This window comes from Microbacterium paulum (assembly GCF_015707995.1).
GTDB lineage: Bacteria > Actinomycetota > Actinomycetes > Actinomycetales > Microbacteriaceae > Microbacterium > Microbacterium paulum.
Genome location: NZ_JAAGRY010000047.1, coordinates 1 through 26,132 on the forward strand (window position 1 = coordinate 1; position 26,132 = coordinate 26,132).

Genomic DNA, 26,132 nt, shown 5'->3' on the forward strand with positions numbered 1-26,132 from the left:
GCGCCCGCGGCGCCCACGCGCCGGGACGCGCCCGCCGATCCGCACCGGCCGGCCCATGCGCACGGCGGGAGTGCGGGGCATCCATTGCCTCGCCCGACGACGATCGCGGCGCGGCCCCCGCGCAGGGCGGACCGGATCATCACGCTCTTGCTGCTCGTGTACGGCCTCATCACGGTCGCGAGCGCGATCCCGCAGCTCTGGCACTTCGCGGAGTTCGCCGACGCGTGGATGACACTCGCCGGCATCGACGGCACGTTCACGAACATCGCGCAGGGCGAGCTGTGGGGTCGCATCGGTGTCGCGGTGTTCGTGATCGGATGGCTCGTGACGGCCGGACTCTCGGGCCTCGCGCTCTCGCGCGGTCGGCTCGGCTGGTGGATCCCGATGGTGGGCGCGATCGTCTCGTTCATCGTGGTCAGCGTGTGCCTCACCGTGCCGCTGCTGGGCGACCCGGCGATCATGGCACACTTCGGCGCCTGACCACGTCGTCGGCTCGCTCGTCCGCACAGACGAACGCCCCGCCCTCCGGAGGAGAGCGGGGCGTTCGTGCGGTGGCCAGGTCAGGCGCTGATGGAGTGGCCCGTCGAACCGAGCTGCTGCGTGGCCTCGACGACGCGGGCGGCCATGCCGTTCTCGGCGACCTTGCCCCACGCGCGCGGGTCGTAGGCCTTCTTGTTGCCGACCCCGCCGTCGACCTTGAGCACGCCGTCGTAGTTCTGGAACATGAACCCGGCGACCGAACGGGTGAAGGCGTACTGCGTGTCGGTGTCGATGTTCATCTTGACCACGCCGTTGGCGACGGCGGTCGCGATCTCTTCGGGCGTCGATCCGCTGCCGCCGTGGAAGACGAGGTCGAGCGGCTTGGGGCCGGTGTGGAAGCGCTCGGCGATGGCGGCCTGGATCTCACCAAGGAGCTCGGGGCGCAGCTTCACGTTGCCCGGCTTGTACACGCCGTGCACGTTGCCGAAGGTGAGGGCGGCGAGGTAGCGGCCGTTCTCGCCGAGGCCCAGGGCCTCGACGAACTTCGAGACATCGGCCGTGGTCGTGTAGAGAGCCTCGTTCGACCCCTCGTGCTTGACGCCGTCTTCTTCGCCGCCGACGACGCCGATCTCGACCTCGAGGATCGCGTTGATCGCCTTCAGGCGGGGGAGGAGCTCTTTGGCGATCTCGATGTTCTCGTCGAGCGGCACGGCGGAGCCGTCCCACATGTGCGACTGGAAGATGGGGCCGCGGCCCGCCTTCACCTCTTCCTCCGACGCCGCGATGAGGGGGAGCAGGAAGTCTTCGAGCGCGGGCTTCGGGCAGTGGTCGGTGTGCAGCGCGACCGTGACGGGGTAATTCTTGGCGACCTCGGTGGCGAACTTCGCGAAGGCGATCGCGCCGGTCGCGCGGCCCTTGACGGTGTGGCCGGCGAAGTAGTCGGCACCGCCCGTGGTCACCTGGATGATGCCGTCGGAGCCGGCCTCGGTGAGGCCCTGCAGGATGGCGTTGATCGACTGCGAGCTGGCGGCGTTGATCGCCGGGTACGCGTACCCGTTCGCCTTCGCCTTGTCCAGCATCTCTGCATACTGCTCGGGGGTTGCGACGGGCATTTCCACTCCTCAGGTCTGCGGATATCTCCAGGGGTCACTCTAGCGAAGGGCGGGTTGTCGCCGCGGTGTTGTCACCGGGCAAAAGCCGTCTCGCGACACGCGCGCGCGGGTGCTGATGTGCCCTGCCTCGAGCCGCGGAAGGCGTCGCGGCGAAAGAATGGCGATTCCTTCACGCGACGCAGCGCCGAATCCCGCACCCGCGGCGGAGGAGCGCCGTAGTCTCAGACCATGGTGAGCCTGACCGCAGACATGAGTCCCCTCCACCCCGACCGGAACCTCGCCCTCGAGCTGGTGCGTGCGACCGAGGCGGCCGCGATCCGCTCGGTGCCGTTCATCGGTCGCGGGCAGAAGGAACTGGCCGACGGAGCCGCGGTCGACGCGATGCGCGCGTTCCTGACCACGGTGAACTTCGACGGCGTGATCGTCATCGGTGAGGGCGAGAAAGACAACGCGCCCATGCTCTTCAACGGCGAGCACGTCGGCACGGGTCGCGGGCCGCAGTGCGACATCGCGGTCGACCCGATCGACGGCACCTCGCTGACCGCCGAGGGTCGCAATAACGCGCTGTCGGTGCTGGCCGTGTCGGATCGCGGCACCATGCTCGATGCGTCGAGCGTCTTCTACATGGACAAGATCGTCACGGGCCCCGCCGGTGTCGGCGTGGTCGACATCCGCCTGCCCGTCGCCGAGAACATCCGTCTTCTCGCGAAAGCGCTCGGCAAGCCGGTCGACGAGCTCATCGTGTCGGTGCTCAACCGTCCCCGTCACGCCCGGCTGATCGAAGAGATCCGCGCCGCGGGCGCCGGAACCCGCCTCATGAGCGACGGCGACGTCGCCGGCGGCATCAACGCGGCGCGGCACAACGCCCGCACCGACATGTGCATCGGCATCGGCGGCAGCCCCGAGGGCGTCGCGACCACGTGCGCGATCAAGGCGCTGGGCGGTCACATCCAGGGCCGGCTGTGGCCGCGCGACGACGACGAGAAGCAGCGCGGCATCGACGCGGGTCTCAAGGTCGACGACTACGTGTACGAGGCCGACGAGCTGGTCACGGGCAAGAACACGATCTTCGTGGCGACCGGCGTGACCAACGGCGAGCTCGTGGCCGGGGTGCGTCGCGACGGCGACTTCGTCTACACCGAGAGCGTCGTGCTGCGCGGCGCGTCGGGCACCCTGCGCCGCATCAGCTCGGAGCACCTCACCTCGAAGTGGCTGTGACCGGCGCGCGCTGACCTCGACGAAAGACCCGGCTCGCTTCCGCACACGAAGCGAGGCTCTCTGGCAGAATGAGTGCGGGTCACCGGAGACCTGCACGTCGTCCACGTCATCACCGGGGGTTCGAATGTCTACCGCAGCAAGCAGTCCGAGGACCGGCCAGGTTCCGATTCCGGTCGATACCGCTCGTCGCCCCGATGTGCTCCTGCGTAAGCGCACTCCCGACGGTCACCAGGTCAGCGCCTGGTGGATGATCGGTGCCTTCGTCGGTGTCTCGGTCGGCGTCGTCGCCCTGTTGGGCCTCTTCCCCGGAGTCTGAGCGGCGGCGGGCCCAGTCAGAGCCGCTCTCGCAGGTCGCCCACATCGGCACCGAGATGATCGGTCAGTTCGGGAGCCGTGAGCTTGCGCGGCGTCTTCTCGATCGCCGTGGGCGGAGCCGTGGCATCCAACCGCGTGTCGTCGATGCCGGGAAAGCGTCGCGCGCTCACGAGCACCCGAGATTCGAGTGATCCGGCGAAACGGTTGTAGCTGTCGACGGTGCGTTCGATCGCGCGTCGCAGATCGTCGGTGTGGGTCGCGAGGCTGCCGAGACGTTGGTAGAGCTCGTTGCCGAGGTCGAACAGCCGCCGCGCCTCGGTCGAGACGTCTTGCTGCGTCCAGGTGTAGGCGACGGTCTTCAGCACGGCCCAGAGGTTGACCGGCGACGCGAGCGCGACGCGGCGCGCGAACGCGTAGTCGAGCAGGCTCGGGTCTTCGTCGAGAGCGGCCGCGAGCAGCGACTCGGTCGGCAGAAAGCACACCACGAATTCGGGGCTCGACGAGAGGCCCGTCCAATAGCGCTTGCCGGCGAGGGCGTCGACGTGGGCGCGCACCGCCTTGACGTGCTTCTGCAGCAGCCGTGCGCGCTGGGTCGCCTGCTCGCCCTGCGCGGTGACCGGGATTGCGGATGCCTCGAGGTAGGCGTCGAGCGGCACTTTCGCGTCGATGGCGAGGGCCTTGTCACCCGGCAGCCGCACGATCATGTCGGGCCGCCCCGCGCCGACGTCGGCCGTGACGGAGGCCTGGGTGTCGAAATCGACATACCGCGTGAGACCCGCCGACTCGACCACCCGGCGCAGTTGCGTCTCGCCCCAGACCCCCCGCGTCGCGTTCGACCGGAGGGCACCGGCGAGCGACTCGGTCGTCGCGCGCAGCGCCTCGTCGGAGTCCTGCGCCCGGCGCAACTGTTCGGCGATCGACCCGTATTGGATCTGACGCTCGCGCTCGAGCTCGTCGACCTTGTGCTGCATCGACTGCAGGGTCTCTTGCACGGGTGCGAGAGCGCGCAGCACGACCTGTTCGCGGCGCTCGCGTTCCTGCTGCGCCGCGAGGTCGGCGCGGGTCTGCGCACCCAGCTCGCGCGTCAGCGAGCGCTGCTGCTCGAGCTGGTCGCCGAGGGAGCGCTGCGCCGCCTCGGCGGCGACCGCGCGGGAAGTCAGCTCGGCGAGAGCGGCCGACGAGCGCTCGGCGGCGCGCGCCGACGCCGCGAACCAGCCGGCGAGCAGCCCCGCGAGCAGGCTGACCAGCGCGAGGGCGGTGACGATCGTGGCATCCATGCTCACAGCGTGTCGCAGGCCCCGGACATCGGGGCCGAGACACGCGACGAGGCACGAACGCGCTATGCGCGAGCCGACCCCGTTCTGGCCAGCTCTGCGCCGATCTGCCGGGCGTCGGCGGTCGGAATCTGCGGCACGCGCAGCCCGAGCAGCATGGCGAGCTCGACGATGTCGTCGGCGCCCGCGCGAAGCGCCGTGTCGATCATGATGTGCGCGCACGCGAGGGCATCGGCGGTCGCATCGTGGTGGGCGAAGTCCAAGAAGCCCGCCGCGGCGGCGACGCTCGGCAGCCGGTACGAGTCGAGGTCGTACGTCTTGCGCGACGCCTGGAGGCTGCAGATGTAGCGGTAAGGGGGGCACGGGGCATCCGTCGCCTCGCACGCGCTGCGGAGCACCCGCATGTCGAATCCGGCGTTGTGCGCGACGACCACGTCGTCGCCGACAAACGCGGTCAGCGCGTCGAGCTGCTCGACCCAGGTGGGCGCCGTCGCGACGTCGTCCGGACGGATGCCATGGATTCCGATGTTCAGCTCGAAGAACCGGTCGTGGCCCGGCGGAGGCTGGATGAGCCAGCCGGCCGTGGCGACCACGCGCCCCTCGCGCACCCGGGCGAGCCCGACCGCGCAGGCCGACGCGCTCGAAGAGTTCGCCGTCTCGAAGTCGATCGCGGTGAAGTCCAAGGGCACCCCTCCACCCTCTCTCCGCCGCGCTCCGCCGGCGCGCAGGCGCGCCGCGACAGGAGCGCTCCGTGCGAGACGCACCGGCGACCGTGCGCCGGGCACCACAACGGGGAGCGACCCTGCTGCGGTCGCTCCCCGCCCCGGCGTGTGATCTGGTCGGAGTGTGCGCCGATCAGTACTTCATCACGATGCGGCCTTCGATCGCACCACGCTGCATGCGATCGAAGATGTCGTTGATGTCGTCGAGGGTCTCGACGTGCACCGTCGGGTGGATCTGGCCCCGGGCGTAGAAGTCGAGGGCCTCGATCATGTCTTGACGGGTTCCGACGATCGACCCGCGCACGGTGATCGCGCGCAGCACGATGTCGAAGATGTCGGCGTCGAAGGTGCCCGGGGGCAGGCCGTTGAACACGACGGTGCCGCCGCGGCGCACGGCCCCGAGCGCCTGGTCGAACGCCCGCGGGTGCACGGCCGTGACGAGCACGCCGTGCGCACCGCCGACCTGCTCCTGAACGGCAGCGCCCGGGTCGGCGTGCGCGGCGTTCACGACCACCTCGGCACCGTGCGTGCGGGCCAGCTCGAGCTTCGCGTCGTCGACGTCGACGGCGACCACGCGCATGCCCATCGCACGTGCGTACTGCACGGCGATGTGGCCGAGCCCGCCGATGCCCGAGATCACGACCCACTGGCCGGGGCGCACCCCGGTCATCTTGAGTCCCTTGTAGACGGTGACCCCGGCGCACAGGATCGGCGCGACCTCGACCGGGTCGGCGCCTTCGGGAATGCGGGCGGCGAAGCGCTCGTCGACGAGCATGTACTCGCCGAAGCTGCCGTCGACCGAGTAGCCGCCGTTCTGCTGCTCGGGGCACAGGGTCTCCCACCCGGTGCGGCAGTACTCGCAGACGCCGCACGCCGACCACAGCCAGGCGTTGCCGACCTTCTGGCCCACCTCGAGGGTGGTCACCTGGTCGCCGATCGCGACGACCTCGCCGTAGCCCTCGTGGCCGGGGATGAGGTCGGCCTTCGGGGCGACGGGCCAGTCGCCGTGCGCCGCGTGCAGGTCGGTGTGGCACACGCCGCTCGTGATCACCTTGACGAGGGCCTGGCGCGGGCCGGGGGTCGGCGCCTGCACGTCGGTGACGACGAGCGGTGCGCCGGCGGTCTTCACGACCGCTGCACGCATGGTGGTGGGGGTCGCCGAAACATCGGCGCGCGTGGGGGTGTCGGTCACAGTCGTCATTGACTTCACTTCCTCTCGGCGGAGCCGTTCCGCCTGGTGGGCTCGACCGTAGATCGCCGAACGTTGCAGGTTGTTGCGTCGGTGGTTCGGAGTAGCGTCGGACCATGGCGACGCGTGACGAGATGGCGAACAGTTTCGGGGCCGCGGCGGCGGCCTACGAGCAGGGGAGACCCGACTATCCGGTCGAGGCCGTCGCGTGGTTGCTCGAGCCGGCCGGCGCGCACCCGCGGATCGTCGACATCGGCGCCGGCACCGGCAAGCTGACCCGCGTCGTGGCCGAACTCGTCGCCGGAGCGGGCGCCGAGGGTCGTGGCGCGGAGGTGATCGCGGTCGACCCCGATGCCGAGATGCTCGGCGAGCTGCGCCGATCGCTCCCCAGCATCCGAACGTTGATCGGCACGGCCGAGGCGCTTGGTCTGCCTGATGAGAGCGTCGATGCGGCCGTGCTCGGGCAGGCGTGGCACTGGGTAGATCCGGTCGCGGGGTCGGCCGAGATCGGCCGCGTGTTGAAGCCCGGCGGCGTGCTCGGACTCGTCTGGAACATCCGCGACGAGTCGGTGCCATGGGTGGCCCGGCTCACCGAGATCATGAAGGGCAGCAACGCCGAGCAGTTGATGGCCGATGGCGGCCCCGAAGTGGCGGCTCCGTTCGGCGCGCTCACCGCGCGCACGTGGCAATGGGAGCGACCGATGACGCGGGCGGCGCTCAGCGCCATGGTGCACTCGCGCAGCTACGTCATCACGGCCGAGCCCGCTGAGCGAGAGCGGATCGATGGCGAGATCGCGGGGCTGTTCGACGAGATCGGTGCGGTGGGGGATGCCACGGTGTCGCTGCCGTACGTGACCCACGCCTTCCGCGCGGTGAAGGCCTGACGCGGCCCGTGCTCGGGCGCGCCTAGACTGGTCTCCCGTGGCTCTTACCATCGGAATCGTCGGTCTCCCGAACGTCGGCAAGTCGACCCTGTTCAACGCTCTGACCAAGAACGACGTGCTCGCCGCGAACTATCCGTTCGCGACGATCGAGCCCAACGTGGGTGTGGTGAACCTGCCCGACCCGCGTCTCGCGCAGCTGGCCGAGGTGTTCGGCTCGGAGCGCATCCTCCCCGCTGCCGTGTCGTTCGTCGACATCGCCGGGATCGTCCGCGGGGCGAGCGAGGGCGAGGGGCTCGGCAACAAGTTCCTCGCCAACATCCGTGAGGCCGACGCGATCGCGCAGGTCGTGCGCGGCTTCGCCGACGACGACGTCGTGCACGTCGACGGCGCCGTGAACCCGCGCAACGACATGGAGACCATCAACGCCGAGCTGCAGCTGGCCGACCTCGAGACCCTCGAGAAGGCGATCACGCGCTACGAGAAAGAGGTGCGCGGCAAGAAGCTCGACCCGTCGGTGCTCGAGGCGGCCGTCGCCGCGCGCGACGCCCTGCAGCGCGGCGAGCTTCTCTCGGCGTCGGGCCTCGACCTCGCGCCGATCCGCGAACTGGGCCTGCTCACCGCGAAGCCGTTCATCTTCGTGTTCAACGTCGATGAACAGGTATTGACGGATGCCTCGCTCAAGGCCGAGCTCGAAGCGCTCGTCGCTCCCGCCAAGGCCGTCTTCCTCGACGCGAAGATCGAGTCGGAGCTGATCGACCTCGATCCCGAGGACGCGGCGGAACTGCTGGCATCCACCGGTCAAGACGAATCGGGCCTCGACCAGCTCGCACGCATCGGCTTCGACACACTCGGCCTGCAGACCTACCTCACCGCGGGGCCGAAAGAGGCCCGAGCCTGGACGATCGGCAAAGGCTGGAAGGCGCCGCAGGCGGCGGGCGTCATCCACACCGACTTCGAGAAGGGCTTCATCAAGGCCGAGGTCATCTCGTTCGACGACCTCGTCGCGCTCGGCTCGGTCGCCGAGGCCCGCGCGAAGGGCAAGGCGCGCCTCGAGGGCAAAGACTACGTCATGCAAGACGGCGACGTGGTGGAGTTCCGCTTCAACAACTGAGTTCGCTCCTGATCAGCACTTTAGCCTCATTAGTGGAACGAGTTCTGGTTCAGCGTTACGAGGGTGGCAAATCGCCGAGGGGGAGCGCACAAGTGCTGGTGCGGTGGCCGTGGTGCCACTCTCATGGTGCCTTCAGCCGCGTTGTAGCGCAGTGCGGACAGGCCGCGGCGCACATGAAGCATTGTGTCGTCGAGGCGGTGCCTCATCCACACCCCTGTTTCCGAAGACTCACTCTTCGACGCTGCCCGAATCGCTGGCAGTGTCCGGGCTATGACGGGGCCCCGGGAGCATCAAAGTGGTCCTTACACGACATGACGTGAAACTCGAGTGCTTAGTGTGAGCGGGCCGGATGTCCGGGGTCCCAGCAACAATTCTCCCCATGGACATAGTGTGGCCACTTGCCATCGCAGCGCTCGGCGGGGCCGTGTGGATCGTGATGACGAAGTTGAAAGCTGCGCTCGCGCGTGATGATCTTCGAGGCCTCGCGGCGACGAAGGAGATCAGCTTTGCGGCCGCGGTACTCGCCGGAGGGATCATGTTCATCGGTCTGCGATCTGGGTCGGTGGTCTTTCTGGTGGCGTTCATCGCAACCTGCATCGCAATGATCACGGCGTCTGTCACAAGCAGAATCCTTCGACGTGCCGAGAGCCAAGGCTCCCCAACAATGCGCGCATACGTGCGATATCGCTGCGCGATGAAGTGGCGCGCGACAAAGTTCATGACCAAACGGTTCTTCATGCTCGCCGCGCCAGACGGGTGGCGGGAAGTTCGTATTACGGTCGACACCTTCGACAAAGTCGTCTCTGTCCCCACGGTGCTCCGGGTGATGGGGGTGATGTACATAGTCGTCTTGGTCTTCGTGTTCGCCATGACGTTTGCGGGAGTGACCGGCGCGAACAGTGAAATTCAGTCGACAGTGCTCTCCGTCGCAATCAGCTACAACATGTTGGCGATCAGCTGTCTCCTTACTGTCACGGTCGTAATCTGCTTCGTGGTCTTTCTCTTCCTTCGATGGGGCGGAGTCTTGCAGCGGCCACTGGGGGTCGGCTCGTATGTACGCCGCGTCGCCACTTGGATCGGATACGGAGGCGCAGTCGGTGCAGTGTTGGCGTCGCTCGTGCCGGTTGCGGGGCTTGCACTTTCGAGCCTCATGAGGTCAGCAGAGAGTGCCTCGGCACTTAGTACGATCACGCCGCGCTCGATGCTGGATTTTCCGGCCGCCGGGGCTGTCGCAGGCTATGCGTTCGGTCTGATCGTCGCGACGGCGTCCCTGTTTCCAGATTCGAAGAACAGTTGGCTCCGGCGCGTCATGTGTCCAGGATCGTTCGTCGTGGTTCTCGTCGCGTTGAGTCATTTGCTGGGCGGCCCCCGCGGCCTCCTGCGACCAGTGATTGACGAGGCTGCTCAGCGAGCTGGATTCAACGAAGCATCGTGCACCAGCGCCGTGCCGACGGACATCGGTTCGGCCAGTCTCGACGCGACGGCATGGGTCATCACCGCCATGGATAGATGCGGCAGCGGACTGTTCATCTCGAGCACTGCCGTTGGGTGGGTCGTTGTCATCGCGGCTCTCTTGGTCGGCGTCAGCCTGTTCGCCGTCGACATTCGCGATCGGGCGCAGTCAGAGGATGAGTCAAGCGGCGATACGGGTCCGGTGAGCCCGGCACCATCTCAACGGCAGACCGGATCAACCTGAAACGAAGCTTCGTACCGTGAGAAGCGTCCGGATACTGCGCGCATCGCCTTGACGCGCGATCTGTTCGTGCCTCGTGCGGTGAGGCTCGACAGTGGTCGGTCAGCCCGAAAGTCTGGTCTCTACGGCGTTTGCTTGGAATCCTGCCTGCTCGACTGGCCAACGCCGATAGCGCTGACGTGACCGATGTAGTCAGGGATAACGGCCAGCGTTATTAACGTGTTGTGTTATATTCTCGTCGTGTGATCAGATCGTTCGGGAGCAAAGAAACCGAGCGTCTGTGGCGTCGTGAGCGCGCGCCGTCGCTCGATCCTCGGATCCACGTGGTGGCGCTGCGTAAGCTGCGTCAGGTGGGATCCGCCGAGGCGTTGGATGATCTCCGGGTGCCGCCAGGAAATCGGCTCGAAGCGCTGAAAGGAGATCGCGCCGGTCAGCACAGCATCAGGATCAATGACCAATGGCGCATCTGTTTCGTGTGGACGGATGCTGGACCAGAGGAGGTGGAGATCGTTGACTATCACTGACAAGCTTCCCCCGATTCACCCGGGGGAAGTTCTCATGGAGGACTTCATCAAGGGGTTCGAGATCACGCAGAACCGACTTGCTGTCGCAATCGGGGTGCCGCCGCGGCGGATCAATGAAATCGTGCACGGTAAGCGGGGGATTACGGCTGACACAGCGCTTCGTCTTGCGAAGTACTTCGGTACTTCGGCGGAGTTCTGGATCAATCTGCAAAGTCACTACGAGCTCGACCGCGCAGAGGATCTCGCCGGGAAGCAGATCGCTTTAATCACCCCGCTAAAGGTCGCGTGAGCGAGAGCCGGGAGCGCCGACTCCCGGACGCATTGGTGGCGGCGTCGTGCTTATTGCGGGGCAGATGCCTTTCTGCGACGCAATGCGGTGGAGTTCTGCAGGCGCTCCGCCCGCATCGAGAAGAGGTCTGAGCCATGCTCGAATCTTCGCGGGAATGTCCGGTGCGCGCCCGTCGACATTGCTCGGCGAGTGAAACGTCGAGGCCTGCGGAGGCGCTGATCGATCGATTCGCGACGGGATGGCGGGCGCGATGCGTGTGCCTCCTGGCCTATCGCCGACGTCGTTTCAATGCGCGGTTCCTTGTGGCGTGAGGGCACTCGGCAATAGCCTCGCGGGGTGGGCCTGACCTAGTCATTCCTCGTCTTCTCTGGTGATCAACCTCCCGATCTCACGGTGCCCGCCGACCCGGGCGAGGCTGACGAGTTCACGCGGCTTCTCCTTCCGCGAACCCCTTACTCTCGTGTCGGAGAGGAGCGATTGCTGGACCTCTGTTTTCCGCCGCGTGAAGAGCTGGCGGTGGGCGCATTCGCCGGGGGCATACTGCTGGCGACGCGTGATGCGCACCTCTACAATCCCGACATTCTGAACCCGAGGTATCTTCGTGACCGCGGCTTGACCCTAGCCACACGTCCGATTGTTGACATCACGATCGCTCTACGACATGTTCGCCTACGGCCACTGGCGAGATCAGCAGATGACGCGCTGCGTCTCTGTAAACGCCAATGCCGGCGTCTGGTGCGACGAAGGTGTTCCTGAGCCGTTCGAGACTGGCCTGCCGACCAGCGCCGATCGCTGGCTCGACATGTCGAACATGGCACTTGCCAGTTCGTTGAGACTCAACGGTGAAGCGGGACCCGACACCTTGGACCTGCTCGATTGGGAAGATGTCACGCTCCACTCCTTCGCGCGGGGCGATCGCGCGCGCTAGTCCGTCCTCTGAGTGCGGGGCAATTGAGCTATCGCGGCGGTTGCCGCGCTTCGCCCCGTCTTGTTCGAGGTCGAGGCTTCGTTCGGACTCAACGTCCGGATTCTTCTCCAGCGACTGGACTGAGTTGACATCTTCAGTCGCGCGAGACCTCAGGCGTCCAGAGCAGTGCTCACTGCATCGCCATGGGAGGCGACGATTCAGCCGAACCGCCCTAGCATCAGTCGTATGACTGACGAGCTGACCTCTCCGGGCGGGCATCGGCCGTCTCGTTGGCGCATCGTGCAGTACTACCAGGTGCTGGCGCAGGTGGGTGGGGTGTTCTCGGCGGCCAGCCTCACTCTGGGAATCTTCCTCGTCGGTCAATGGCAAAGCGGCTCTTCGCAGTTGAGGGTGTAGTCGGGGTTAGCGCGCCGTCGGCCGGATAGGGGTCGAGGTCTTCCAGGATGGAAGTTCCTACACTGCCCATCCGAAAGACCTCGACGTTGCTCAACGCTACCTTCGCTGCGCCCGATCTGACCACGTTCTGCCGTCTCGACGAGCTCGGTCTGGAAGCCGTTGGACAGCGCCTCGAGCCGGATCGGGCGGTGATCGCGTGCCGGATCGTCGAGCGGGATCCGTGGTGCCGCAAGTGCGGCGCCGAGGGTGTGCCTCGCGACACGGTGACTCGCCGGTTGGCGCATGAGCCGTTCGGGCACCGGCCGACGACGCTGCGGGTGCGGGTGCGCCGCTACCGGTGTGAGCACTGCGGGCGGACCTGGCGGCAAGACACCTCGAAGGCGGCGCCGGCCAGAGCGAAGATCTCCCGTGGTGGGCTCACGTGGGCTCTGACCGGCATCGTGATCGACCACCTCACCGTGTCTCGCGCGGCGGCCGGTCTCGGAGTGTCTTGGCACACCGCGAATAACGCGATCATCGCCGAGGGCAAGCGCCGACTGATCGATGACCCGCACCGGTTCGACGGGGTCACCACGATCGGCGTCGATGAGCACGTCTGGCGGCACACCAGGTTCGGCGACAAGTACGTGACGGTGATCATCGACCTCACCCCGACACGGAACAGGACCGGTCCTGCACGGTTGCTGGACATGGTCGAGGGGCGTTCGAAGGCGGTGTTCAAACAGTGGCTTGCCGGGCGCCCGAAAGAGTGGCGGGAGAAGATCGAGGTGGTCGCGATGGACGGGTTCAGCGGGTTCAAGACCGCCGCCGCGGAAGAGCTTCCCGACGCGGTCCCGGTGATGGATCCGTTCCACGTCGTGAGGCTCGCTGGCGAGGCACTCGACCGGTGCCGGCAACGCGTCCAGCAGGCCACCCTCGGGCATCGTGGTCGCGCCAGCGATCCGCTCTACAAAGCGAGACGCACCCTGCACACCGGGGCGAGCCTGCTCACCGACAAGCAGTCCGCACGCCTGAAGGCAGTATTCGCCATCGAGGAGCACGTCGAGGTTGAAGCGACCTGGGGCGTCTATCAGCGCATGGTCGCCGCGTACCGGGAACCCGACAAGAAGCTCGGCAAGCAGATGATGCAAGCCGTCATCGATGCAGTCAGCAGCGGCGTCCCCGCCGCGCTCGTCGAGATCCGACGCCTCGGACGCACCCTGAAACAACGCGCCGTCGACGTCCTCGCGTTCTTCGACCGACCCGGCACCTCCAACGGCCCGACCGAGGCGATCAACGGACGCCTCGAACACCTCCGCGGCTCCGCCCTCGGCTTCCGCAACCTCACGAACTACATCGCCAGATCACTCCTCGAGAGCGGAGGATTCAGACCCGCGCTACACCCTGGAATGCGATGAGCCGGCAAAGCTTCGCAGCCGACGGGGAATGGCGCGCCGTGCTGATCCTCGTCATCAGCATCGTGCAGTTGATCGCCGGCGCTGTGCTCCTGGCCTATGGCATCGCGCGCCTGAACCGCTATCCCACGGCGACGCGCGGCGGAAGCTGAGGCATCCACGTCGCTAAGCGACCGCCCTCCCTCGATCGCCTGTCGCGGCGTAGCCTGAGCGACATCCGTTGAGAGGGAGGGGCACCCGCCATGGCCGGTTACGGGCACGGGTCGGTCACCGGCATCGATGAGCGCACGCTCGGGCGCATCGACCTGCTCCTGTTCGACGCCGACTATCCGAGTGCGGCCGACGCGGTCGACGATTCGTGGCGGGTCGCGGTGCTCGCCGCCGACCCCCGCGTGCGGGCGGATCGCGACCGCGCGCGGGCGCATGCCGTGCAGGCCGCGAACGCGAGGCGCGACCCGTCGACGCGGGGGGTGCGGGATGCCTCGAGCCTGCACCGGGCGCTCCTCGCTGTGGCGCTGGTGCTCGCGGTGGTCGCGGCAGGGCTCGTGATGCCCTCGCGCGCGGGCCTCGGCGGGAGCGGGCTCGGACTGCAGCAGACGATGCTTCCGGCGGGAGTCGCGGCGATGCTCGCCCTCGCGCTGCTGTGGTGGCTCGAACCGCTCCGTGCGGCGGGTGCGCTCTGGGGGTCGCGCCTTCCTGCGGTGCTCCACCTCGCGTGCGCCGCGCTGTGGTTTCTCGCGGCGGCGGTCGCCCTGCTGCTGCGATGGGGCGAGATCGATGCGCAGCAGCCGCTGCCGGTCACGACGGGGCTCATCCTGCTCGTCACGGCGGGCACGCTCGCCCTCGCGCTGTGGCACCGGGCCCGGCGCGCCGACCGGTCGGGCCGGCAATCGGGCATCGCGCGCGTGACAGGCGGCCTCACCGATGCACGCGACGGCGTGGCGGTGTTCTTCGCCCTCGACGAGTGGTGGCGCGTCGCTGGGCCCGCCGCGATGGCCACCGGTGAGGCGCGCGCGCGTCGGGTGCGCATCGAGGCGCTCGCCCGGCTACGGCTCGCGGGAGTGATCTCGGTCGTTGACGAGCAGTTCGCAGCCCTCGATCCGCCGCCGGTGCGATGGCGCGAGCGCCGTCGCTGACGCGCGGCGGTGCGCCGACGCGCTCAGCGGCCCTGGCGCTTCTTGTACGGCTTCGGCTGCCCCTTGACGATCGGAGCCCGGCCCTTGCCCTTCGAGGCCTTCGCCTTGCCGCCGCCACGCACGGGTGGCGTCGTGGCGGCCGGGGGAGCGGCCGCGATCCGCTCACGGGCTTCGGCGAGAAGCAGAACACCGGCGGGTGTCAGCTGCCAGCCCGCACCCTGCTTGGCGAGCAGCGGATGGCCCACCTCGTCGTCGAGCTTCTCGATCGACGTGTAGAGCGAGGCGAGCGGGATGCCGAGGGCATCGGCCGCCCGCGGAAAGTGCAGATCGGCGTCGACGACGGCGACGAACCGCCGCAGCGCGGTGATGTTCATCGTGGTCCCTTTCGTCGGCAGGCATCCAGGCTATCCGGCTGCGCGGTGCGCCACCGCCTTGCCGCGGTGCGAGGTCGGTGTCAAGCCCTTCTCCGCCCCCGCGCGCGGTCTCTAGCGTGGAGGAACGACTATCGAAGGGTGGACATCCATGTCCGGATTCAAGTTCTGGCTCACCGTGGGCATCGTCGGCGTCGGGGCGTACATCCTCGGGGCACGCGCCGGGCGCTCGCGCTACCGCGAGATCAGCAAGGCAGCCAAGCACCTGTGGGATGACCCGTCGTTGCGGAAGGCCCGCGCCCGGTCGCGCAAGGTCGTCGACAAGGCGGCGAAGAAAGCCGCCAAGAAGCTCGGCGTCTGACCGATCGAGCGCGTCACGGTGGTGGGGGGGGGGGGGGGGGGGCCCCCCCCGGGGGGCCGCGGGGGGCGGGGGCCCCCCACCACCGTCGCTCACGATGCGGCGTGTGTGTCGGTGTCGACGATCGGGCTCGAGGCATCCTTCTTCGCTTTGTCGTCTTGTGCGCCCGGTGCGCCGAGGTCGGGCCCCACGCGCACCAGTCGCTCGATCTCTGCGCCCGTCTTCTCGTCGACGTGCCGCCAATAGTCGAAGGCCCGCTCGAGCACGTCGCCCGTGACCCCACCGAGTAGGTGCCCCGCGACGGTCTTCACGAACGCGGCGCGCTGCTCGTCGTTCCAGACGTCTCTGACGAGGGTGCCCGCCTGCGAGAAGTCGTCGTCGTCGGGGCGCAGGGTGTAGGCCTGGCGCACCATCGGGCCGTCGGTCTCCCACCCGGGATCGACTTCACCGACGTTGTCGGCGTAGCCACGGCCGAAGGAGTTCGGAGCGTAGACCGGCGCATCGCCGGTGTGGTCGTAGGCCATCGGGCCGTCTTTCGTATAGGTGTTGACCTCGACGTGCGGCCGGTTCACCGGCAACTGCAGATAGTTCGCACCGATGCGGTGGCGGTGCGTGTCGGCGTAGGCGAACGCGCGGCCGAGCAGCATCTTGTCGGGTGAGAACCCGATCCCGGGAACCAGTGCCGAGGGCTCGAAGGCGGCTTGTTCTATCTCGGCGAAGAAGTTCTCGGGGTTGCGGTCGAGTGTCATGATTCCGACTCTGCGCAGCGGCACGTCGGCGTGCGGCCACACCTTCGTGAGGTCGAAAGGGTTCAGGTGGTACTCGCGCGCCTGCTCGTACGGCATGACCTGCACCGACAGCGTCCACGAGGGGTGCTCGCCCCGGCCGATCGCCTCGTAGAGATCGCGGCGGTGGAAGTCGGCGTCTTCGCCCGCGATGCGCGTGGCGTCGTCGTCGGTGAGCCCTTCGACACCTTGGTTGCTGTGGAAGTGATACTTCACCCAGAAGCGCTCACCGGCGGCATTCACCCACATGTAGGTGTGCGAGCCGTAGCCGTTCATCGTGCGGTACGAGCGCGGGATGCCACGGTCGCCCATCAGATAGGTCACCTGGTGCGCCGACTCGGGGTTCAGGGTCCAGAAGTCCCACTGCATGTTGTTGTCGCGCAGGCCGCTTCCGCCGCGCCGCTTCTGCGAGCGGATGAAATGCGGGAACTTCATCGCGTCGCGAATGAAGAACACGGGCGTGTTGTTGCCGACCAGGTCGTAGTTGCCCTCGTCGGTGTAGAACTTCAGGGCGAAGCCGCGGGGATCACGCCAGGTGTCGGGTGAGCCCTGTTCGCCGGCGACGGTCGAGAACCGCGCCAGCACCTCGGTGACCGCGCCCGGCTGGAACAACGCCGCCTTGGTGAACGCGCTGACGTCGTCGGTCGTCTCGAAGTGACCGAACGCGCCCGACCCCTTCGCGTGCACATTCCGCTCGGGAACGCGTTCGCGGTTGAAATGCGCCATCTGGTTCACGAAGTGCACGTCGTGCAGCACGATCGGGCCATCGGCGCCGACCGTCAGCGCGTTACGGTCGCTCGCGGCCGGCGAGCCGGTGTCGGTCGTCGAGCCGAGGGATGCCTCGGCAGAAGGAGCCGTGCGGATCGACTCGGCGCCTCCCGCGGCGGGGGAGTCGGAGGTAGAGGTGTCGGCGACGGGCAGATCGGGCATGGTGTTCCTCGCTCTCGGCGCGCGCCGGCGACCGTCGCCGGCGTTCGGGCCTCACGCTACGCCGACGCCCTGCGCGCGTCCAGGAGGTTGACGTGGCTCGCCGCGCCACGACCGTCGGCGCGGCGTAGGATCGTGGAATGGCCACTTCGAACCTCCCCGCACCCACCCTGCAGCCCGTTCCCGACGAGCTCAACCTGCTCGCCGCGGCCGACGAGGGTGCCTCGTGCTGCGGTGGCGGCTGCTGCAGCACCAACTGACACGCACGCGAAAACGTCGCCCCGAGGATGACCCCGGGGCGACGACCCTCAGTTTCGGTCACGCCGTCTGTTCGGCGTGCTCTCCCTCCGCGAACTCCTCGAGGAGCTTCGCGTTGAAGGCGGGCAGATCGTCGGGTGTGCGGCTCGTGACGAACCCCTCGTCGACCACGACCTCTTCGTCGACCCAGGTGGCGCCGGCGTTTCGCAGGTCGGTCTGCAGGCTCGGGTAGCTGGTGAGCGTGCGACCGCGCACGACATCGCCTTCCACGAGCGTCCACGCGGCGTGGCAGATCGCTCCGACGGGCTTGTGCTGAGCGAAGAAGGCTTTCGCGAACGCAACGGATGCCTCGTCCATGCGCAGCTTGTCGGCGTTGACGACGCCACCGGGCAGGACGAGCGCGTCGAACTCCGCGGCATCCGCGTCGCTCGACGCGAGCTCCACCTGCTGGCGGTGACCGTTCTTGCCCTCGATCGAGCCGGAGGTGGGGGAGACGAGCACGGCGGTGGCCCCGGCATCCGTCACCGCCTGCCACGGCGAGGTCAGTTCGCTGTCTTCGTATCCGTCGGTCGCAAGGAAGGCGACGCGCTTTCCGGTGAGTGTGTCGGTCATGCCCACGACGCTACGTGCGCGGCGAGCCGCCCGCGCGGGGGTTGACAGTCCCCGCGTACAGCCCCCTTCAGTGCCCGACCGGCGCGCCCTCGCCGATCGAGTCGGCCGGCTTGCGGATGAGGAACGCGCTGATCAGGAGCGGTGTGGCGATGACCGCCGCGAGCAGGAACGCCGCGCGTGCCCCGGCCGCTCCGGCGGCCGCCGCGGTGGCGCCCGAGCCGGCGGCGGTCGCCGCGACCGACGACATCACCGTGATGAGCAGCGCGATGCCGGCGGCGCCGGCGACCTGCTGCACGGTCGAGACGGTCGCGCTGCCGTAGGAGTAGTACTTCGGCGGCAGCGAGCCGAGCGACGCGGTGAACAACGGCGTGAACGACATGGCGAGGCCCACCGACTGGATCGTTTGGGTCACCACCAGCAGCCACACCGGCGTCGACTCGGTGAGCATCGTGAAGCTCCACAGGATCGCGAGCACGATGATCGTGCCCGGCACCAGCAGGATCGTGGTGCCCCGACGGTCGTAGATGCGCCCGATCACCGGGCCGAGCAGGCCCATCGCGATGGCACCGGGCAGCACCACGAGACCCGACTCGGTCGCCGAGAGCCCCAGCGTGCCCTGCAGATACAGCGGCAGCGCCGTGATGGTGCCGAAGAACGCCAGTGACATCACCGCGAAGTGCGCGACCGACAGCGAGAAGTTGCGCGAGCGGAAGATCCGCAGATCGAGCAGCGCGTCGTCGACCCGCTGCAGCGCGATCTGGCGCCACACGAACAGCGCGAGCGAGACGACGCCGATCGCGAGCGAGATGACGAGCGTGGCCGTCGCCATACCCGCCGTCGCCGACGAGTCGCCGCCGTGACCGGCCGCGCCGATCTGGCTGAGACCGAAGACCAGACCACCGAATCCGAGCGCCGAGAGAATCACCGAGACGATGTCGAGAGGGGCGTGGGTGCGCTCACCGATGTTCGGGATCCATCGCACTCCGACCGCGAGCGCCACGAGCGCGATGGGTAGCACGATCGCGAAGATCCAGCGCCAGTTCAGGGTGTCGAGGATGACCCCGGCCATCGTCGGCCCGATCGCCGGGGCGAGCGACATCACGATGCTGACCCGGCCCATCATGCGCCCGCGCAGGTGCGGCGGCACGACGGTCATGAGGGTCGTCATGAGCAGCGGCATCATGATCGCGGTGCCCGACGCCTGAATCACCCGCGCCACGAGCAGTACGGGGAAGCCGGGCGCGATGAGCGCGACGAAGGTACCCGCCGAGAAGAGCCCCATCGCCGTAGCGTACATCGTGCGCGTCGAGAAGCGGTTGAGGAGGAACCCGGTGGTGGGGATGACGACCGCCATCGTCAGCATGAACGCCGTGGTGAGCCATTGCGCGTCGACCGCGGTGATCCCGAGGTCTCCGATGAGGTGGGGGATCGCGACACCCATCGTGGTTTCGTTGAGGATCGCGACGAAGGCGGCGGCCAGCAGCAGCCAGATGACGCGGTTCTCCTTCGCGCCCACCGTGGCGGATGAGGTGCGGTCGCGGTCGGTGTCGACGGATGCCATGGGGACTCCTGAGGTCATCGAGGGTGGGTGCTGCGCTGACGAGGATGCCTGCGGCGCGAGCCGCGACCGCCGGAACAGGCGGAGTCACAGGGAACCTCAAAGGTAACCGGGGGGCCTGACACGGTATTCCGCACCCGGGTGAGACGATCTGCGCATGGCATCCCATCTGCATTCGCGTCTCGCCGTGCGCGCCCCTGTCTCTCTCGTGCTCGGCGGCCTCGCCGCCGCGATCGCGGTGCCCCTCCTCGGCTGGGTCGCCGGGCTTCTCGTAGGCTGGACGGTGCTCGCCCTCGTCAACGTCGTATGGCTGCTGGTGGTCGTATGGCCGATGGATGCCGAGCGCACCCGCTCGTACGCGACCGCCGAAGACCCGGGGCGTACGGCGGCGCGCGCGATTTCGCTGATCGGCAGCGTCGCGAGCCTCGGCGCGGTCGTCGCGGTGCTCGTGCGCAGTCACAGCGACCCGACGACCGCGTTCGTCATCGCCGCCGTCGCGATCGCCGCCGTCACCTTCTCGTGGGCGCTCATCCAGGTCGACTACATGCTGCGCTACGCGCACCGCTATTACTCGAACGTGCAGGACGGCAGGCGCGGCGGCATCGACTTCAATCAGGACGAACCGCCCATGTACTCCGATTTCGGGTACTTCTCGGTCGGTCTCGGCATGACCTACCAGGTCGCCGACACCGATGTGACGACGAACGAGATCCGCCGCATCGTGATCGCGCAGACGCTTCTGGCCTATCTCTTCGGGGCGGTGATCCTCGCCACCGTGATCAACCTGGTCTCGGGCCTCGGCTGACGCGGGCCCTGCACCCGCGACGGCCCCGGTGTCGGCGCCGCTGGTTAGAGTTGCCGGATGAGTATGGCGGGTGGTCCGGGAGGCCGTGGCAACGGTTTTCGCGGAGTGGATGCCGAGGCGCAGCGCAAGCTCAACGCGCAAGCGCCCGAGATCCCGAACCTCGGCGCCCGCATCGTGGAGATGTTCCGGCCGTATCGGGGCCGGCTTCTCCTGACCGCCGCGCTCGTGATCGCGGGGGCGGCGATCGGCGTGCTCCCGCCGCTGATCGTGCAGCAGATCTTCGATCAGGCGCTTTTCCCTGCCGACGGCTCGGGGGTCGATGTCGCGCTGCTGTGGCGGCTCGTCGGCGCGATGATCGGGCTGTTCCTCCTCTCCGCCGTGCTCGGCGTGGCCCAGACCTGGCTCACCTCGACCGTCGGCAACGCCGTCACCGGCGACCTGCGCGTGCGGCTGTTCGACCACCTGCAGGCGATGGAGCTGGGGTTCTTCACCCGTACCAAGACGGGGGTCATCCAGTCGCGGCTGCAGAACGACGTCGGCGGAGTGTCGGGGGTGCTGACGAACACCGTCACGAGCATCCTCGGCAACACCGTGACGGTGATCTCGGCCCTCGTGGCCATGATCATCATCGACTGGCGTCTGACGCTCATAGCAGTCTTCCTCATGCCGATGCTCATCTTCGTGCAGCGCCGCGTCGGGCAGGTGCGGGCCCGCATCGCCGGTCAGACGCAGGAATCGCTGTCAGAGCTCACCACGATCACGCAAGAGACACTGTCGGTCTCGGGCATCTTGCTCTCGAAGTCGTTCAACCGACAGCGCACCGAGTCGGCCCGCTACCGCGACGAGAACGCGAACCAGGTGCGCCTGCAGGTGCGGCGGGCCATGAGCGGGCAGGGGTTCTTCGCTGTCGTGCAGGTGCTCATGGCATCCGTTCCGGCCGTCATCTACCTCGTCTCGGGGTACCTGCTCACCGGCAGTGTGGGCGGGGCGGCGATCACGGCGGGCACGGTCGTGGCATTCACCACGGTGCAGGCGCGCCTGCTGCAGCCGCTCATGGGGCTCATGCGGGTCGCGCTCGACGTGCAGACCTCGCGGGCGCTCTTCGCCCGCATCTTCGAGTACCTCGACCTCGTGCCCGCGATCCGTGATGCTCCGGGGGCGATCACCGTCGCCGAGGCGCCGGGGCCGGTGGGCCGCATCGAGTTCCAGAACGTCGTGTTCCGCTATCCCGATGCGGCACCGGATGCCCGCGCGACGCTCGGTGGGGTCTCGTTCGTCGCCGAGCCCGGCCAGCACATCGCCTTCGTCGGGCCGTCGGGCGCCGGCAAGACCACGGTGCTCTACCTGGCGCCGCGGCTCTACGAGACATCGGAGGGGCGGGTGCTCTTCTCGGGGGCCGACGTCAGAGGGCTGACGCAGGAGTCGATCATCGATCACATCGGCATCGTGACGCAGGAGACCTACCTCTTCCACGCGACGATCCGCGAGAACCTGCGCTATGCCAAGCCGGGGGCGACCGACGCCGAACTCGAGATCGCGTGCCGCGCGGCGAACATCCACCACATCATCGAGAGCTTCGAGCATGGCTACGACACGATCGTGGGCGAGCGCGGCTATCGGCTCTCGGGCGGCGAGAAGCAGCGCATCGCGATCGCGCGCGTGCTGCTGAAAGACCCGCCGGTGCTCTTGCTCGACGAGGCGACGAGCGCGCTCGACACCGTCTCGGAGCGGGTCGTGCAAGAGGCGCTCGAGGCGGCCGCGTCGGGGCGCACGACGCTGTCGATCGCGCATCGGCTCTCGACCGTCGTCGGGGCCGACGTCATCCACGTCGTCGATGCGGGTCGCATCGTCGAATCGGGCACGCACGCCGAGCTGCTCGCCCGGCACGGGCTCTATGCCGAGCTAGCCGCTGAGCAGATGGCGGCCGCGACGATCGAAGGCATGGATGCCGCGGCACCCGGTCGCCCCGCGCTGCCGGAGCGCCGCGCGGACAAGGCTCCCGACGGAGCTGCGGGAGCCGATGCCGCGCGGTTGCTGACCGATGCATCCGCGGCCGAACCCGTGTGGCCATACGTCGAGTGACGGGCGCGCCAGGCGGGAGCGTTGTCAGCGACGGGTCGTGTCAGCGACCGCTCGTGTCAGTGGCTGGCGTGGGGGTCTTTCCAGTCCTCCGAGCCGATGGCGTCGGTGGGGGCCGGGGTCGGCGCGGCTTCTTCGACGGCGTGCGGGACGGGGCTGATGAGCTCCTCGGTGGGCGTGTCCTTCAGCTCGTCGATCTCCTCACGGAGGGCGGCGAGGTCGGGTCCGTCGGGGGTGTCGGGGAGATTCTCGGGAGTACCGGTCATGCCGTTCACCCTAGCCGGAACGACTCGCGGGCGGTCACCAGAGCACGGCGGCCGAGCGCAGCGGCGCCGACTGCGGGTCGAGGTCGAGCGACTCGAGATCGGCGCGGGCGGTGAGCTCGCGCACGAACGCTCCGAGCAGGCGACGGTACGAGGCATCCGGGTGCCCCTCGGCGATGCGCACGAGGGGAGGCGTGTCCATGTCGAGGATCAGGCGCACGCGGGCGCGCGCGGCGGCCCGGTGACCGGCGCTGTCGAGCACAGCGATGCCGCCGCGCATCGCCGCGAGGTAGTCGGAGAGCACGGCGACGGGGGCCTTGCGCTGCGTGAGTGACGATCCGTCGGCGCGCTCGCGCCACTGCACGACGACGTCGGGGATCACATCGATCGCACGCGCATGCACGTAGAGCCGCTGCGCGACCACCTGGTCTTCGTAGAGCGTGCCCTCGGGAAAGCGCAGCGCGTGCCGGCGCCATAGCTCGACGCGGCTGAGCTTCGACCACGCGACGACGTTGCCCGAGACCTCGGGATGCTCGGCGAGGGTCGTGCCGCGGCGCTCGGGGCTCGTCGCCGCGCTCACCCACGGTTGCACGTCGCCGGCGGCATACGCGCCGCCCTCGGTGGGGCGCAGGCGCACGTAGGCGCCCACGACCACGTCGCTACCCGAGTCTGAGAGCGTCGCGACCAGGCGTTCGAGAGCGGTCTCGGTCATGACGTCGTCGGCGTCGAGGAAGGCGACGTAGGGCGTCTCGACGAGGTCGAGCCCGAGGTTGCGCGCGGCTCCGAGGCCGTGCGGCCGCGTGAGGCGTACGAGGTGGAAGCGCGGGTCGGATGCCTCGGCTTCCGCGAACAGCTCGGCGGTGGTGTCGAGCGAGGCATCATCGACGAGGATCGCGCGCCAGCGCGTGAACGTCTGGGCGCGAAGCGACGCGAGTGCTTCGGAGACATAGTCTGCGACATCGCGACCCGGCACGATCACGGTGACCAGGGCGCCGGTGTCGTCGCCGTGTTCCAGGGATTCTGCGACGGTGCTCACGCGCCCGATCGTACCGCCGTGACGGCATCAGCGACCGCGTCGGCGACGGGTTCGAGGCTTTCGTGGTGCGTGTGCGCGAACGTGAAGCGCACGGCCGTCTGCGCCGTGGCGGGGTCGATCCCGCAGGCGAGCAGCACGTGCGAGGGTTCGTCGCTGCCCGCCGCGCAGGCCGAGCCGCTCGAGGTGACGACGCCCCGACGCTCGAGTTCGAGCAGCACCGCCTCGCCGCTCGTACCGGCGAAGGTGAAGCTCGCGGTGCCGGGCAGGCGGCGCGTCGGGTGCCCCGTGAGCCGTGCCGTCGGCACGCGGTCGAGCACGCGCTCGACGAACCGGTCGCGCAGGGCGCCGACGCGGGCGGATGCCTCGACCCGCTCGGCCTCGGCGAGCTCGAGCGCCAGGGCGAGCCCGACGGCGCCCGCGAGGTTCTCGGTGCCGCTGCGGCGATCGCGTTCCTGACCGCCGCCGTGCACCACGGGTTCGAGGGGCAGGCGTGAGCGCACGGCGAGTACGCCGATGCCGGCGGGCGCGCCCACTTTGTGCCCCGCGAGCGAGAGCGCATCGGCTCCGGTGCCCGCGAGTGGTAGCCAGCCGGCGGCCTGCACCGCGTCGAGGTGCAGCGGCACGCGCGCGGCGGCGGTCACGGCGGCGAGCGCAGCGACGTCTTGCACCGTGCCGATCTCGTTGTTCGCGTAGCCGATGCTCACGAGCGCCGTCGACGGCCTGATCGCTGCGGCGAGGTCGTCGGCGGAGACGGTGCCCGTGGCATCCACCGGCAGCCGCGTCACCGCGACGCCGTGCACCCGCTCGAGATAGTCGCACGAGGCCAGCACCGCCTCGTGCTCGATCGGTGTGGTGATGACGTGCACGGCGCGCTCGTCGCCCGCGGGGGCCGCGCCTTCGCCGCGTGCGTCGCGGCGGCGCAGGAGCGCGCCGATGGCGAGGCCCTTCACCGCGAGGTTGTCGGCTTCGGTGCCACCCGAGGTGAACACCACGTCGGCCGCGCGCACGCCGAGCACGGCGGCGACGCGGCGGCGGGCATCGGCGAGGGCGTCGGCCGCGGCTTCACCCACCGTGTGGTGACTCGACGGGTTGCCGAACCTCGAGGTGAAGAACGGGGCCATCGCCTCGAGCACCTCGGGGCGCACCGGCGTGGTCGCGGCGTGGTCGAGGTACAGCACGGCGTTCAGCCCTCGACGCGCACGTCGAGGCCGAGGTCGAGTGCCCGCGCGGAGTGCGTGAGCGCGCCGACCGAGATCACGTCGACGCCGGTCTCGGCGATCGCGGCGACCGTACTCAGGTCGACGCCGCCGGATGCCTCGACGATCGTGCGCCCGCCGATCCGCTCGACGCCCGTGCGGAGGTCGTCGAGCGTGAAGTTGTCGAGCATGATCGTGCCGACCCCGCGCGCGCCCGTGCCGGCGGCGAGCACGGCGTCGAGCTGGTCGAGCCGGTCGATCTCGACCTCGAGGTGCGCGGTGTGGGAGAGGGCTTCGCGTGCCGCCTGGAGCGCGGCGGTGACCGACCCGTGCCGGGCGGTGAGCACGGCGAGGTGGTTGTCTTTGGCCATCACCGCGTCGGAGAGGCTGAAGCGATGGTTGCGGCCCCCGCCGCTGCGCACCGCGTGCCGCTCGATGCGGCGCAGGCCCGGAGTGGTCTTGCGGGTGTCGACGATGCGGGCCGGGGTGTGCGCGACGGCGGCGACGTAGGCGGCGGTGAGGGTGGCGATGCCCGACATGCGCTGCACGAAGTTCAGCCCCACCCGCTCCGCCGTGAGCAGTCCACGCGCGGGCCCGCTGACGAGGGCGAGCACGTCGCCGCGGGCGAAGGCCTCACCCTCGGCTCGCAGCAGCGTCACTTCGAGCCGCGGGTCGGTGAGGCGGAACGCCGAGGCGAACACGTCGCCGCCGCTGAAGACACCCGCCTCTCTCGCGCGCAGTTCGGCCGTCGCCGTGGCATCCGCCGGAATCAGCGTCTCGCTCGTGAGGTCGCCCCAGGGCGCGTCTTCGTCGAGCGCGGCGCGCACGACCTCGTCGATGTGGGCGCGGGTCAGCACGCTGCTCCCTCCAGGGCCGGTTCGGCGGTGGCCTCGCTCGGCGCATCGACGAAGCTGTCGCGGCGGGCGTGTGCGCCGATCGAGGTGCGCCGGGCGAGCGCGGCGGCCACGAGTCCCGCCGCGACGAGCAGCAGGTTCTGGTCTTCGTCGCCCGCGCGATCCTCGCCCGTGCCGCGGTTCGCCGCAGGAGCATCGGCCGCGCGTGCGCGCCACGCGGCGATGACGGATGCCGCGTGCGTCAGCCCGTCGGCATCGCGAAGCAGGCCCGCGTCTTCCCAGAGCAGCTCTTGCAGGGCGGCGCGGGTGAAGGCCAGGGCGCGGGCCTCGTGCGGGCGCGGCGCGGGAACCGCCGCGCCCCGGGC

At 68.9% G+C, this 26,132-nt stretch carries 28 protein-coding genes and 1 pseudogene; 16 read left to right on the plus strand and 13 right to left on the minus strand.

Translation table 11 applies throughout. From position 1 onward, the window contains the following. On the plus strand, positions 1 to 480 hold a 480-nt coding region (locus G3N18_RS11445; protein ID WP_230404139.1), incomplete at its 5' end, for a DUF6264 family protein. A gap of 80 nt (positions 481 to 560) precedes the next feature. On the opposite strand, the gene fbaA is transcribed toward G3N18_RS11445, so the two are convergent. Next, the gene (gene fbaA, locus G3N18_RS11450; RefSeq protein ID WP_196384415.1) at positions 561 to 1,592 is read right to left on the minus strand and encodes a class II fructose-bisphosphate aldolase; all 1,032 of its coding nucleotides are present in this window, start codon (positions 1,590 to 1,592) and stop codon (positions 561 to 563) included. A gap of 228 nt (positions 1,593 to 1,820) precedes the next feature. Here fbaA and glpX point away from each other — a divergent pair, with 228 nt between their 5' ends. Next, positions 1,821 to 2,810: a class II fructose-bisphosphatase gene (glpX, locus tag G3N18_RS11455; RefSeq protein ID WP_196384417.1), complete on the plus strand. Its 990-nt coding sequence runs from the start codon at positions 1,821 to 1,823 to the stop codon at positions 2,808 to 2,810. Positions 2,811 to 3,142: 332 nt separating this feature from the next. Here the strand turns inward: glpX and G3N18_RS11465 are convergent, their stop codons facing one another. From G3N18_RS11465 to adhP, 3 genes are all read right to left on the minus strand, one after another. Then, entirely contained in the window at positions 3,143 to 4,402 is a 1,260-nt protein-coding gene (locus G3N18_RS11465) for a DNA recombination protein RmuC (RefSeq protein WP_196384420.1), read from the minus strand. Between the two features lie 62 nt (positions 4,403 to 4,464). Beyond that, a complete protein-coding gene (locus G3N18_RS11470; protein WP_196384422.1) occupies positions 4,465 to 5,088 on the minus strand; it encodes an exonuclease domain-containing protein in 624 nt (207 codons plus the stop codon). 166 nt (positions 5,089 to 5,254) lie between these two features. Next, entirely contained in the window at positions 5,255 to 6,322 is a 1,068-nt protein-coding gene (gene adhP, locus G3N18_RS11475) for an alcohol dehydrogenase AdhP (protein WP_196384423.1), read from the minus strand. Positions 6,323 to 6,426: 104 nt separating this feature from the next. On the opposite strand from adhP, the gene G3N18_RS11480 reads away from it, so the two are divergent. The 11 genes from G3N18_RS11480 to G3N18_RS11525 all read left to right on the plus strand — a co-directional run bounded on the left by G3N18_RS11480 (position 6,427) and on the right by G3N18_RS11525 (position 14,665). Beyond that, the gene (locus G3N18_RS11480) at positions 6,427 to 7,194 is read left to right on the plus strand and encodes a class I SAM-dependent methyltransferase (protein WP_196384425.1); all 768 of its coding nucleotides are present in this window, start codon (positions 6,427 to 6,429) and stop codon (positions 7,192 to 7,194) included. 37 nt (positions 7,195 to 7,231) lie between these two features. Then, positions 7,232 to 8,305 carry a redox-regulated ATPase YchF gene (gene ychF / locus G3N18_RS11485; RefSeq protein WP_196384426.1) on the plus strand — a complete coding sequence of 358 codons (1,074 nt, stop codon included), beginning with the start codon at positions 7,232 to 7,234 and terminating at the stop codon, positions 8,303 to 8,305. Between the two features lie 379 nt (positions 8,306 to 8,684). Continuing rightward, positions 8,685 to 10,001 (plus strand): hypothetical protein, encoded by a 1,317-nt coding sequence (locus G3N18_RS11490; protein WP_196384427.1) that lies wholly within the window; start codon positions 8,685 to 8,687, stop codon positions 9,999 to 10,001. Positions 10,002 to 10,240: 239 nt separating this feature from the next. Continuing rightward, positions 10,241 to 10,522, plus strand: a complete 282-nt coding sequence (locus G3N18_RS11495; protein WP_196384428.1) for a type II toxin-antitoxin system RelE/ParE family toxin — start codon at positions 10,241 to 10,243, stop codon at positions 10,520 to 10,522. Further along, the gene (locus tag G3N18_RS11500) at positions 10,509 to 10,811 is read left to right on the plus strand and encodes a HigA family addiction module antitoxin (protein ID WP_196384429.1); all 303 of its coding nucleotides are present in this window, start codon (positions 10,509 to 10,511) and stop codon (positions 10,809 to 10,811) included. Before G3N18_RS11495 ends, G3N18_RS11500 begins: the two co-directional genes overlap by 14 nt. A gap of 393 nt (positions 10,812 to 11,204) precedes the next feature. After that, a complete protein-coding gene (locus tag G3N18_RS16610; RefSeq protein WP_420827094.1) occupies positions 11,205 to 11,567 on the plus strand; it encodes a DUF6928 family protein in 363 nt (120 codons plus the stop codon). After that, the gene (locus G3N18_RS11505) at positions 11,449 to 11,739 is read left to right on the plus strand and encodes a DUF6928 family protein (RefSeq protein ID WP_420827095.1); all 291 of its coding nucleotides are present in this window, start codon (positions 11,449 to 11,451) and stop codon (positions 11,737 to 11,739) included. The genes G3N18_RS16610 and G3N18_RS11505 overlap by 119 nt, the downstream gene beginning before the upstream one ends. 225 nt (positions 11,740 to 11,964) lie before the next feature. Next, the gene (locus tag G3N18_RS11510) at positions 11,965 to 12,135 is read left to right on the plus strand and encodes a hypothetical protein (protein WP_196384431.1); all 171 of its coding nucleotides are present in this window, start codon (positions 11,965 to 11,967) and stop codon (positions 12,133 to 12,135) included. 47 nt (positions 12,136 to 12,182) lie between these two features. After that, positions 12,183 to 13,532, plus strand: coding sequence for an ISL3 family transposase (locus G3N18_RS11515; protein ID WP_420827096.1), 1,350 nt, complete (start codon positions 12,183 to 12,185; stop codon positions 13,530 to 13,532). After that, positions 13,529 to 13,681 (plus strand): hypothetical protein, encoded by a 153-nt coding sequence (locus G3N18_RS11520; RefSeq protein WP_196384433.1) that lies wholly within the window; start codon positions 13,529 to 13,531, stop codon positions 13,679 to 13,681. Before G3N18_RS11515 ends, G3N18_RS11520 begins: the two co-directional genes overlap by 4 nt. A 90-nt stretch (positions 13,682 to 13,771) precedes the next feature. After that, positions 13,772 to 14,665 (plus strand): hypothetical protein, encoded by an 894-nt coding sequence (locus tag G3N18_RS11525; RefSeq protein ID WP_196384434.1) that lies wholly within the window; start codon positions 13,772 to 13,774, stop codon positions 14,663 to 14,665. Between the two features lie 23 nt (positions 14,666 to 14,688). Here G3N18_RS11525 and G3N18_RS11530 read toward each other — a convergent pair whose 3' ends face one another. Further along, positions 14,689 to 15,039 carry a LysR family transcriptional regulator gene (locus G3N18_RS11530; protein ID WP_196384435.1) on the minus strand — a complete coding sequence of 117 codons (351 nt, stop codon included), beginning with the start codon at positions 15,037 to 15,039 and terminating at the stop codon, positions 14,689 to 14,691. A 148-nt stretch (positions 15,040 to 15,187) separates the two neighbouring features. Between G3N18_RS11530 and G3N18_RS11535 the strand changes: the two genes are divergently transcribed. Further along, positions 15,188 to 15,397 carry a hypothetical protein gene (locus G3N18_RS11535; RefSeq protein ID WP_196384436.1) on the plus strand — a complete coding sequence of 70 codons (210 nt, stop codon included), beginning with the start codon at positions 15,188 to 15,190 and terminating at the stop codon, positions 15,395 to 15,397. Between the two features lie 89 nt (positions 15,398 to 15,486). Here G3N18_RS11535 and G3N18_RS11540 read toward each other — a convergent pair whose 3' ends face one another. The 3 genes from G3N18_RS11540 to G3N18_RS11550 all read right to left on the minus strand — a co-directional run bounded on the left by G3N18_RS11540 (position 15,487) and on the right by G3N18_RS11550 (position 19,537). Continuing rightward, positions 15,487 to 17,109: a catalase gene (locus tag G3N18_RS11540; protein WP_196384437.1), complete on the minus strand. Its 1,623-nt coding sequence runs from the start codon at positions 17,107 to 17,109 to the stop codon at positions 15,487 to 15,489. Positions 17,110 to 17,424: 315 nt separating this feature from the next. After that, on the minus strand, positions 17,425 to 17,976 hold the full coding sequence (locus G3N18_RS11545; RefSeq protein WP_196384438.1) for a type 1 glutamine amidotransferase domain-containing protein: 552 nt from the start codon (positions 17,974 to 17,976) through the stop codon (positions 17,425 to 17,427). A gap of 67 nt (positions 17,977 to 18,043) precedes the next feature. Then, positions 18,044 to 19,537 carry a DHA2 family efflux MFS transporter permease subunit gene (locus G3N18_RS11550; RefSeq protein ID WP_196384439.1) on the minus strand — a complete coding sequence of 498 codons (1,494 nt, stop codon included), beginning with the start codon at positions 19,535 to 19,537 and terminating at the stop codon, positions 18,044 to 18,046. Between the two features lie 154 nt (positions 19,538 to 19,691). On the opposite strand from G3N18_RS11550, the gene G3N18_RS11555 reads away from it, so the two are divergent. After that, positions 19,692 to 20,339 carry a DUF1345 domain-containing protein gene (locus G3N18_RS11555; RefSeq protein ID WP_196384440.1) on the plus strand — a complete coding sequence of 216 codons (648 nt, stop codon included), beginning with the start codon at positions 19,692 to 19,694 and terminating at the stop codon, positions 20,337 to 20,339. A 63-nt stretch (positions 20,340 to 20,402) separates the two neighbouring features. Continuing rightward, positions 20,403 to 22,421, plus strand: a complete 2,019-nt coding sequence (locus G3N18_RS11560; protein ID WP_196384444.1) for an ABC transporter ATP-binding protein — start codon at positions 20,403 to 20,405, stop codon at positions 22,419 to 22,421. 56 nt (positions 22,422 to 22,477) lie between these two features. Here G3N18_RS11560 and G3N18_RS11565 read toward each other — a convergent pair whose 3' ends face one another. From G3N18_RS11565 to G3N18_RS11585, 5 genes and pseudogenes are all read right to left on the minus strand, one after another. After that, complete coding sequence (locus G3N18_RS11565) at positions 22,478 to 22,684, minus strand: hypothetical protein (protein ID WP_196384441.1); 207 nt, start codon at positions 22,682 to 22,684, stop codon at positions 22,478 to 22,480. Positions 22,685 to 22,718: 34 nt separating this feature from the next. After that, positions 22,719 to 23,717, minus strand: coding sequence for a glycosyltransferase family 2 protein (locus tag G3N18_RS11570; protein ID WP_338038532.1), 999 nt, complete (start codon positions 23,715 to 23,717; stop codon positions 22,719 to 22,721). Beyond that, positions 23,714 to 24,895, minus strand: a complete 1,182-nt coding sequence (locus tag G3N18_RS11575; protein ID WP_196384442.1) for an aminotransferase class V-fold PLP-dependent enzyme — start codon at positions 24,893 to 24,895, stop codon at positions 23,714 to 23,716. The genes G3N18_RS11570 and G3N18_RS11575 overlap by 4 nt, the downstream gene beginning before the upstream one ends. A gap of 5 nt (positions 24,896 to 24,900) precedes the next feature. Beyond that, positions 24,901 to 25,770, minus strand: a complete 870-nt coding sequence (nadC, locus tag G3N18_RS11580) for a carboxylating nicotinate-nucleotide diphosphorylase (RefSeq protein ID WP_196384443.1) — start codon at positions 25,768 to 25,770, stop codon at positions 24,901 to 24,903. Continuing rightward, positions 25,764 to 26,132: pseudogene (locus G3N18_RS11585) on the minus strand (L-aspartate oxidase); the annotation flags it as partial. The gene nadC and the pseudogene G3N18_RS11585, both read right to left, overlap by 7 nt.

Excerpts from the sequence above, each read along its gene's own strand:
- G3N18_RS11565 (WP_196384441.1), bottom strand. The coding sequence starts at position 22,684 with ATGACCGGTACTCCCGAGAATCTCCCCGACACCCCCGACGGACCCGAC.
- adhP (WP_196384423.1), bottom strand. The coding sequence starts at position 6,322 with ATGACGACTGTGACCGACACCCCCACGCGCGCCGATGTTTCGGCGACC.
- G3N18_RS11550 (WP_196384439.1), bottom strand. The coding sequence starts at position 19,537 with ATGGCATCCGTCGACACCGACCGCGACCGCACCTCATCCGCCACGGTG.
- G3N18_RS11520 (WP_196384433.1), top strand. The coding sequence starts at position 13,529 with ATGAGCCGGCAAAGCTTCGCAGCCGACGGGGAATGGCGCGCCGTGCTG.
- G3N18_RS11535 (WP_196384436.1), top strand. The coding sequence starts at position 15,188 with ATGTCCGGATTCAAGTTCTGGCTCACCGTGGGCATCGTCGGCGTCGGG.
- G3N18_RS11560 (WP_196384444.1), top strand. The coding sequence starts at position 20,403 with ATGGCGGGTGGTCCGGGAGGCCGTGGCAACGGTTTTCGCGGAGTGGAT.
- G3N18_RS11490 (WP_196384427.1), top strand. The coding sequence starts at position 8,685 with ATGGACATAGTGTGGCCACTTGCCATCGCAGCGCTCGGCGGGGCCGTG.
- G3N18_RS11540 (WP_196384437.1), bottom strand. The coding sequence starts at position 17,109 with ATGCCCGATCTGCCCGTCGCCGACACCTCTACCTCCGACTCCCCCGCC.
- glpX (WP_196384417.1), top strand. The coding sequence starts at position 1,821 with ATGGTGAGCCTGACCGCAGACATGAGTCCCCTCCACCCCGACCGGAAC.
- G3N18_RS11465 (WP_196384420.1), bottom strand. The coding sequence starts at position 4,402 with ATGGATGCCACGATCGTCACCGCCCTCGCGCTGGTCAGCCTGCTCGCG.
- G3N18_RS11525 (WP_196384434.1), top strand. The coding sequence starts at position 13,772 with ATGGCCGGTTACGGGCACGGGTCGGTCACCGGCATCGATGAGCGCACG.
- G3N18_RS11545 (WP_196384438.1), bottom strand. The coding sequence starts at position 17,976 with ATGACCGACACACTCACCGGAAAGCGCGTCGCCTTCCTTGCGACCGAC.
- G3N18_RS11480 (WP_196384425.1), top strand. The coding sequence starts at position 6,427 with ATGGCGACGCGTGACGAGATGGCGAACAGTTTCGGGGCCGCGGCGGCG.
- G3N18_RS11530 (WP_196384435.1), bottom strand. The coding sequence starts at position 15,039 with ATGAACATCACCGCGCTGCGGCGGTTCGTCGCCGTCGTCGACGCCGAT.
- fbaA (WP_196384415.1), bottom strand. The coding sequence starts at position 1,592 with ATGCCCGTCGCAACCCCCGAGCAGTATGCAGAGATGCTGGACAAGGCG.
- G3N18_RS11510 (WP_196384431.1), top strand. The coding sequence starts at position 11,965 with ATGACTGACGAGCTGACCTCTCCGGGCGGGCATCGGCCGTCTCGTTGG.
- G3N18_RS11555 (WP_196384440.1), top strand. The coding sequence starts at position 19,692 with ATGGCATCCCATCTGCATTCGCGTCTCGCCGTGCGCGCCCCTGTCTCT.
- G3N18_RS11515 (WP_420827096.1), top strand. The coding sequence starts at position 12,183 with ATGGAAGTTCCTACACTGCCCATCCGAAAGACCTCGACGTTGCTCAAC.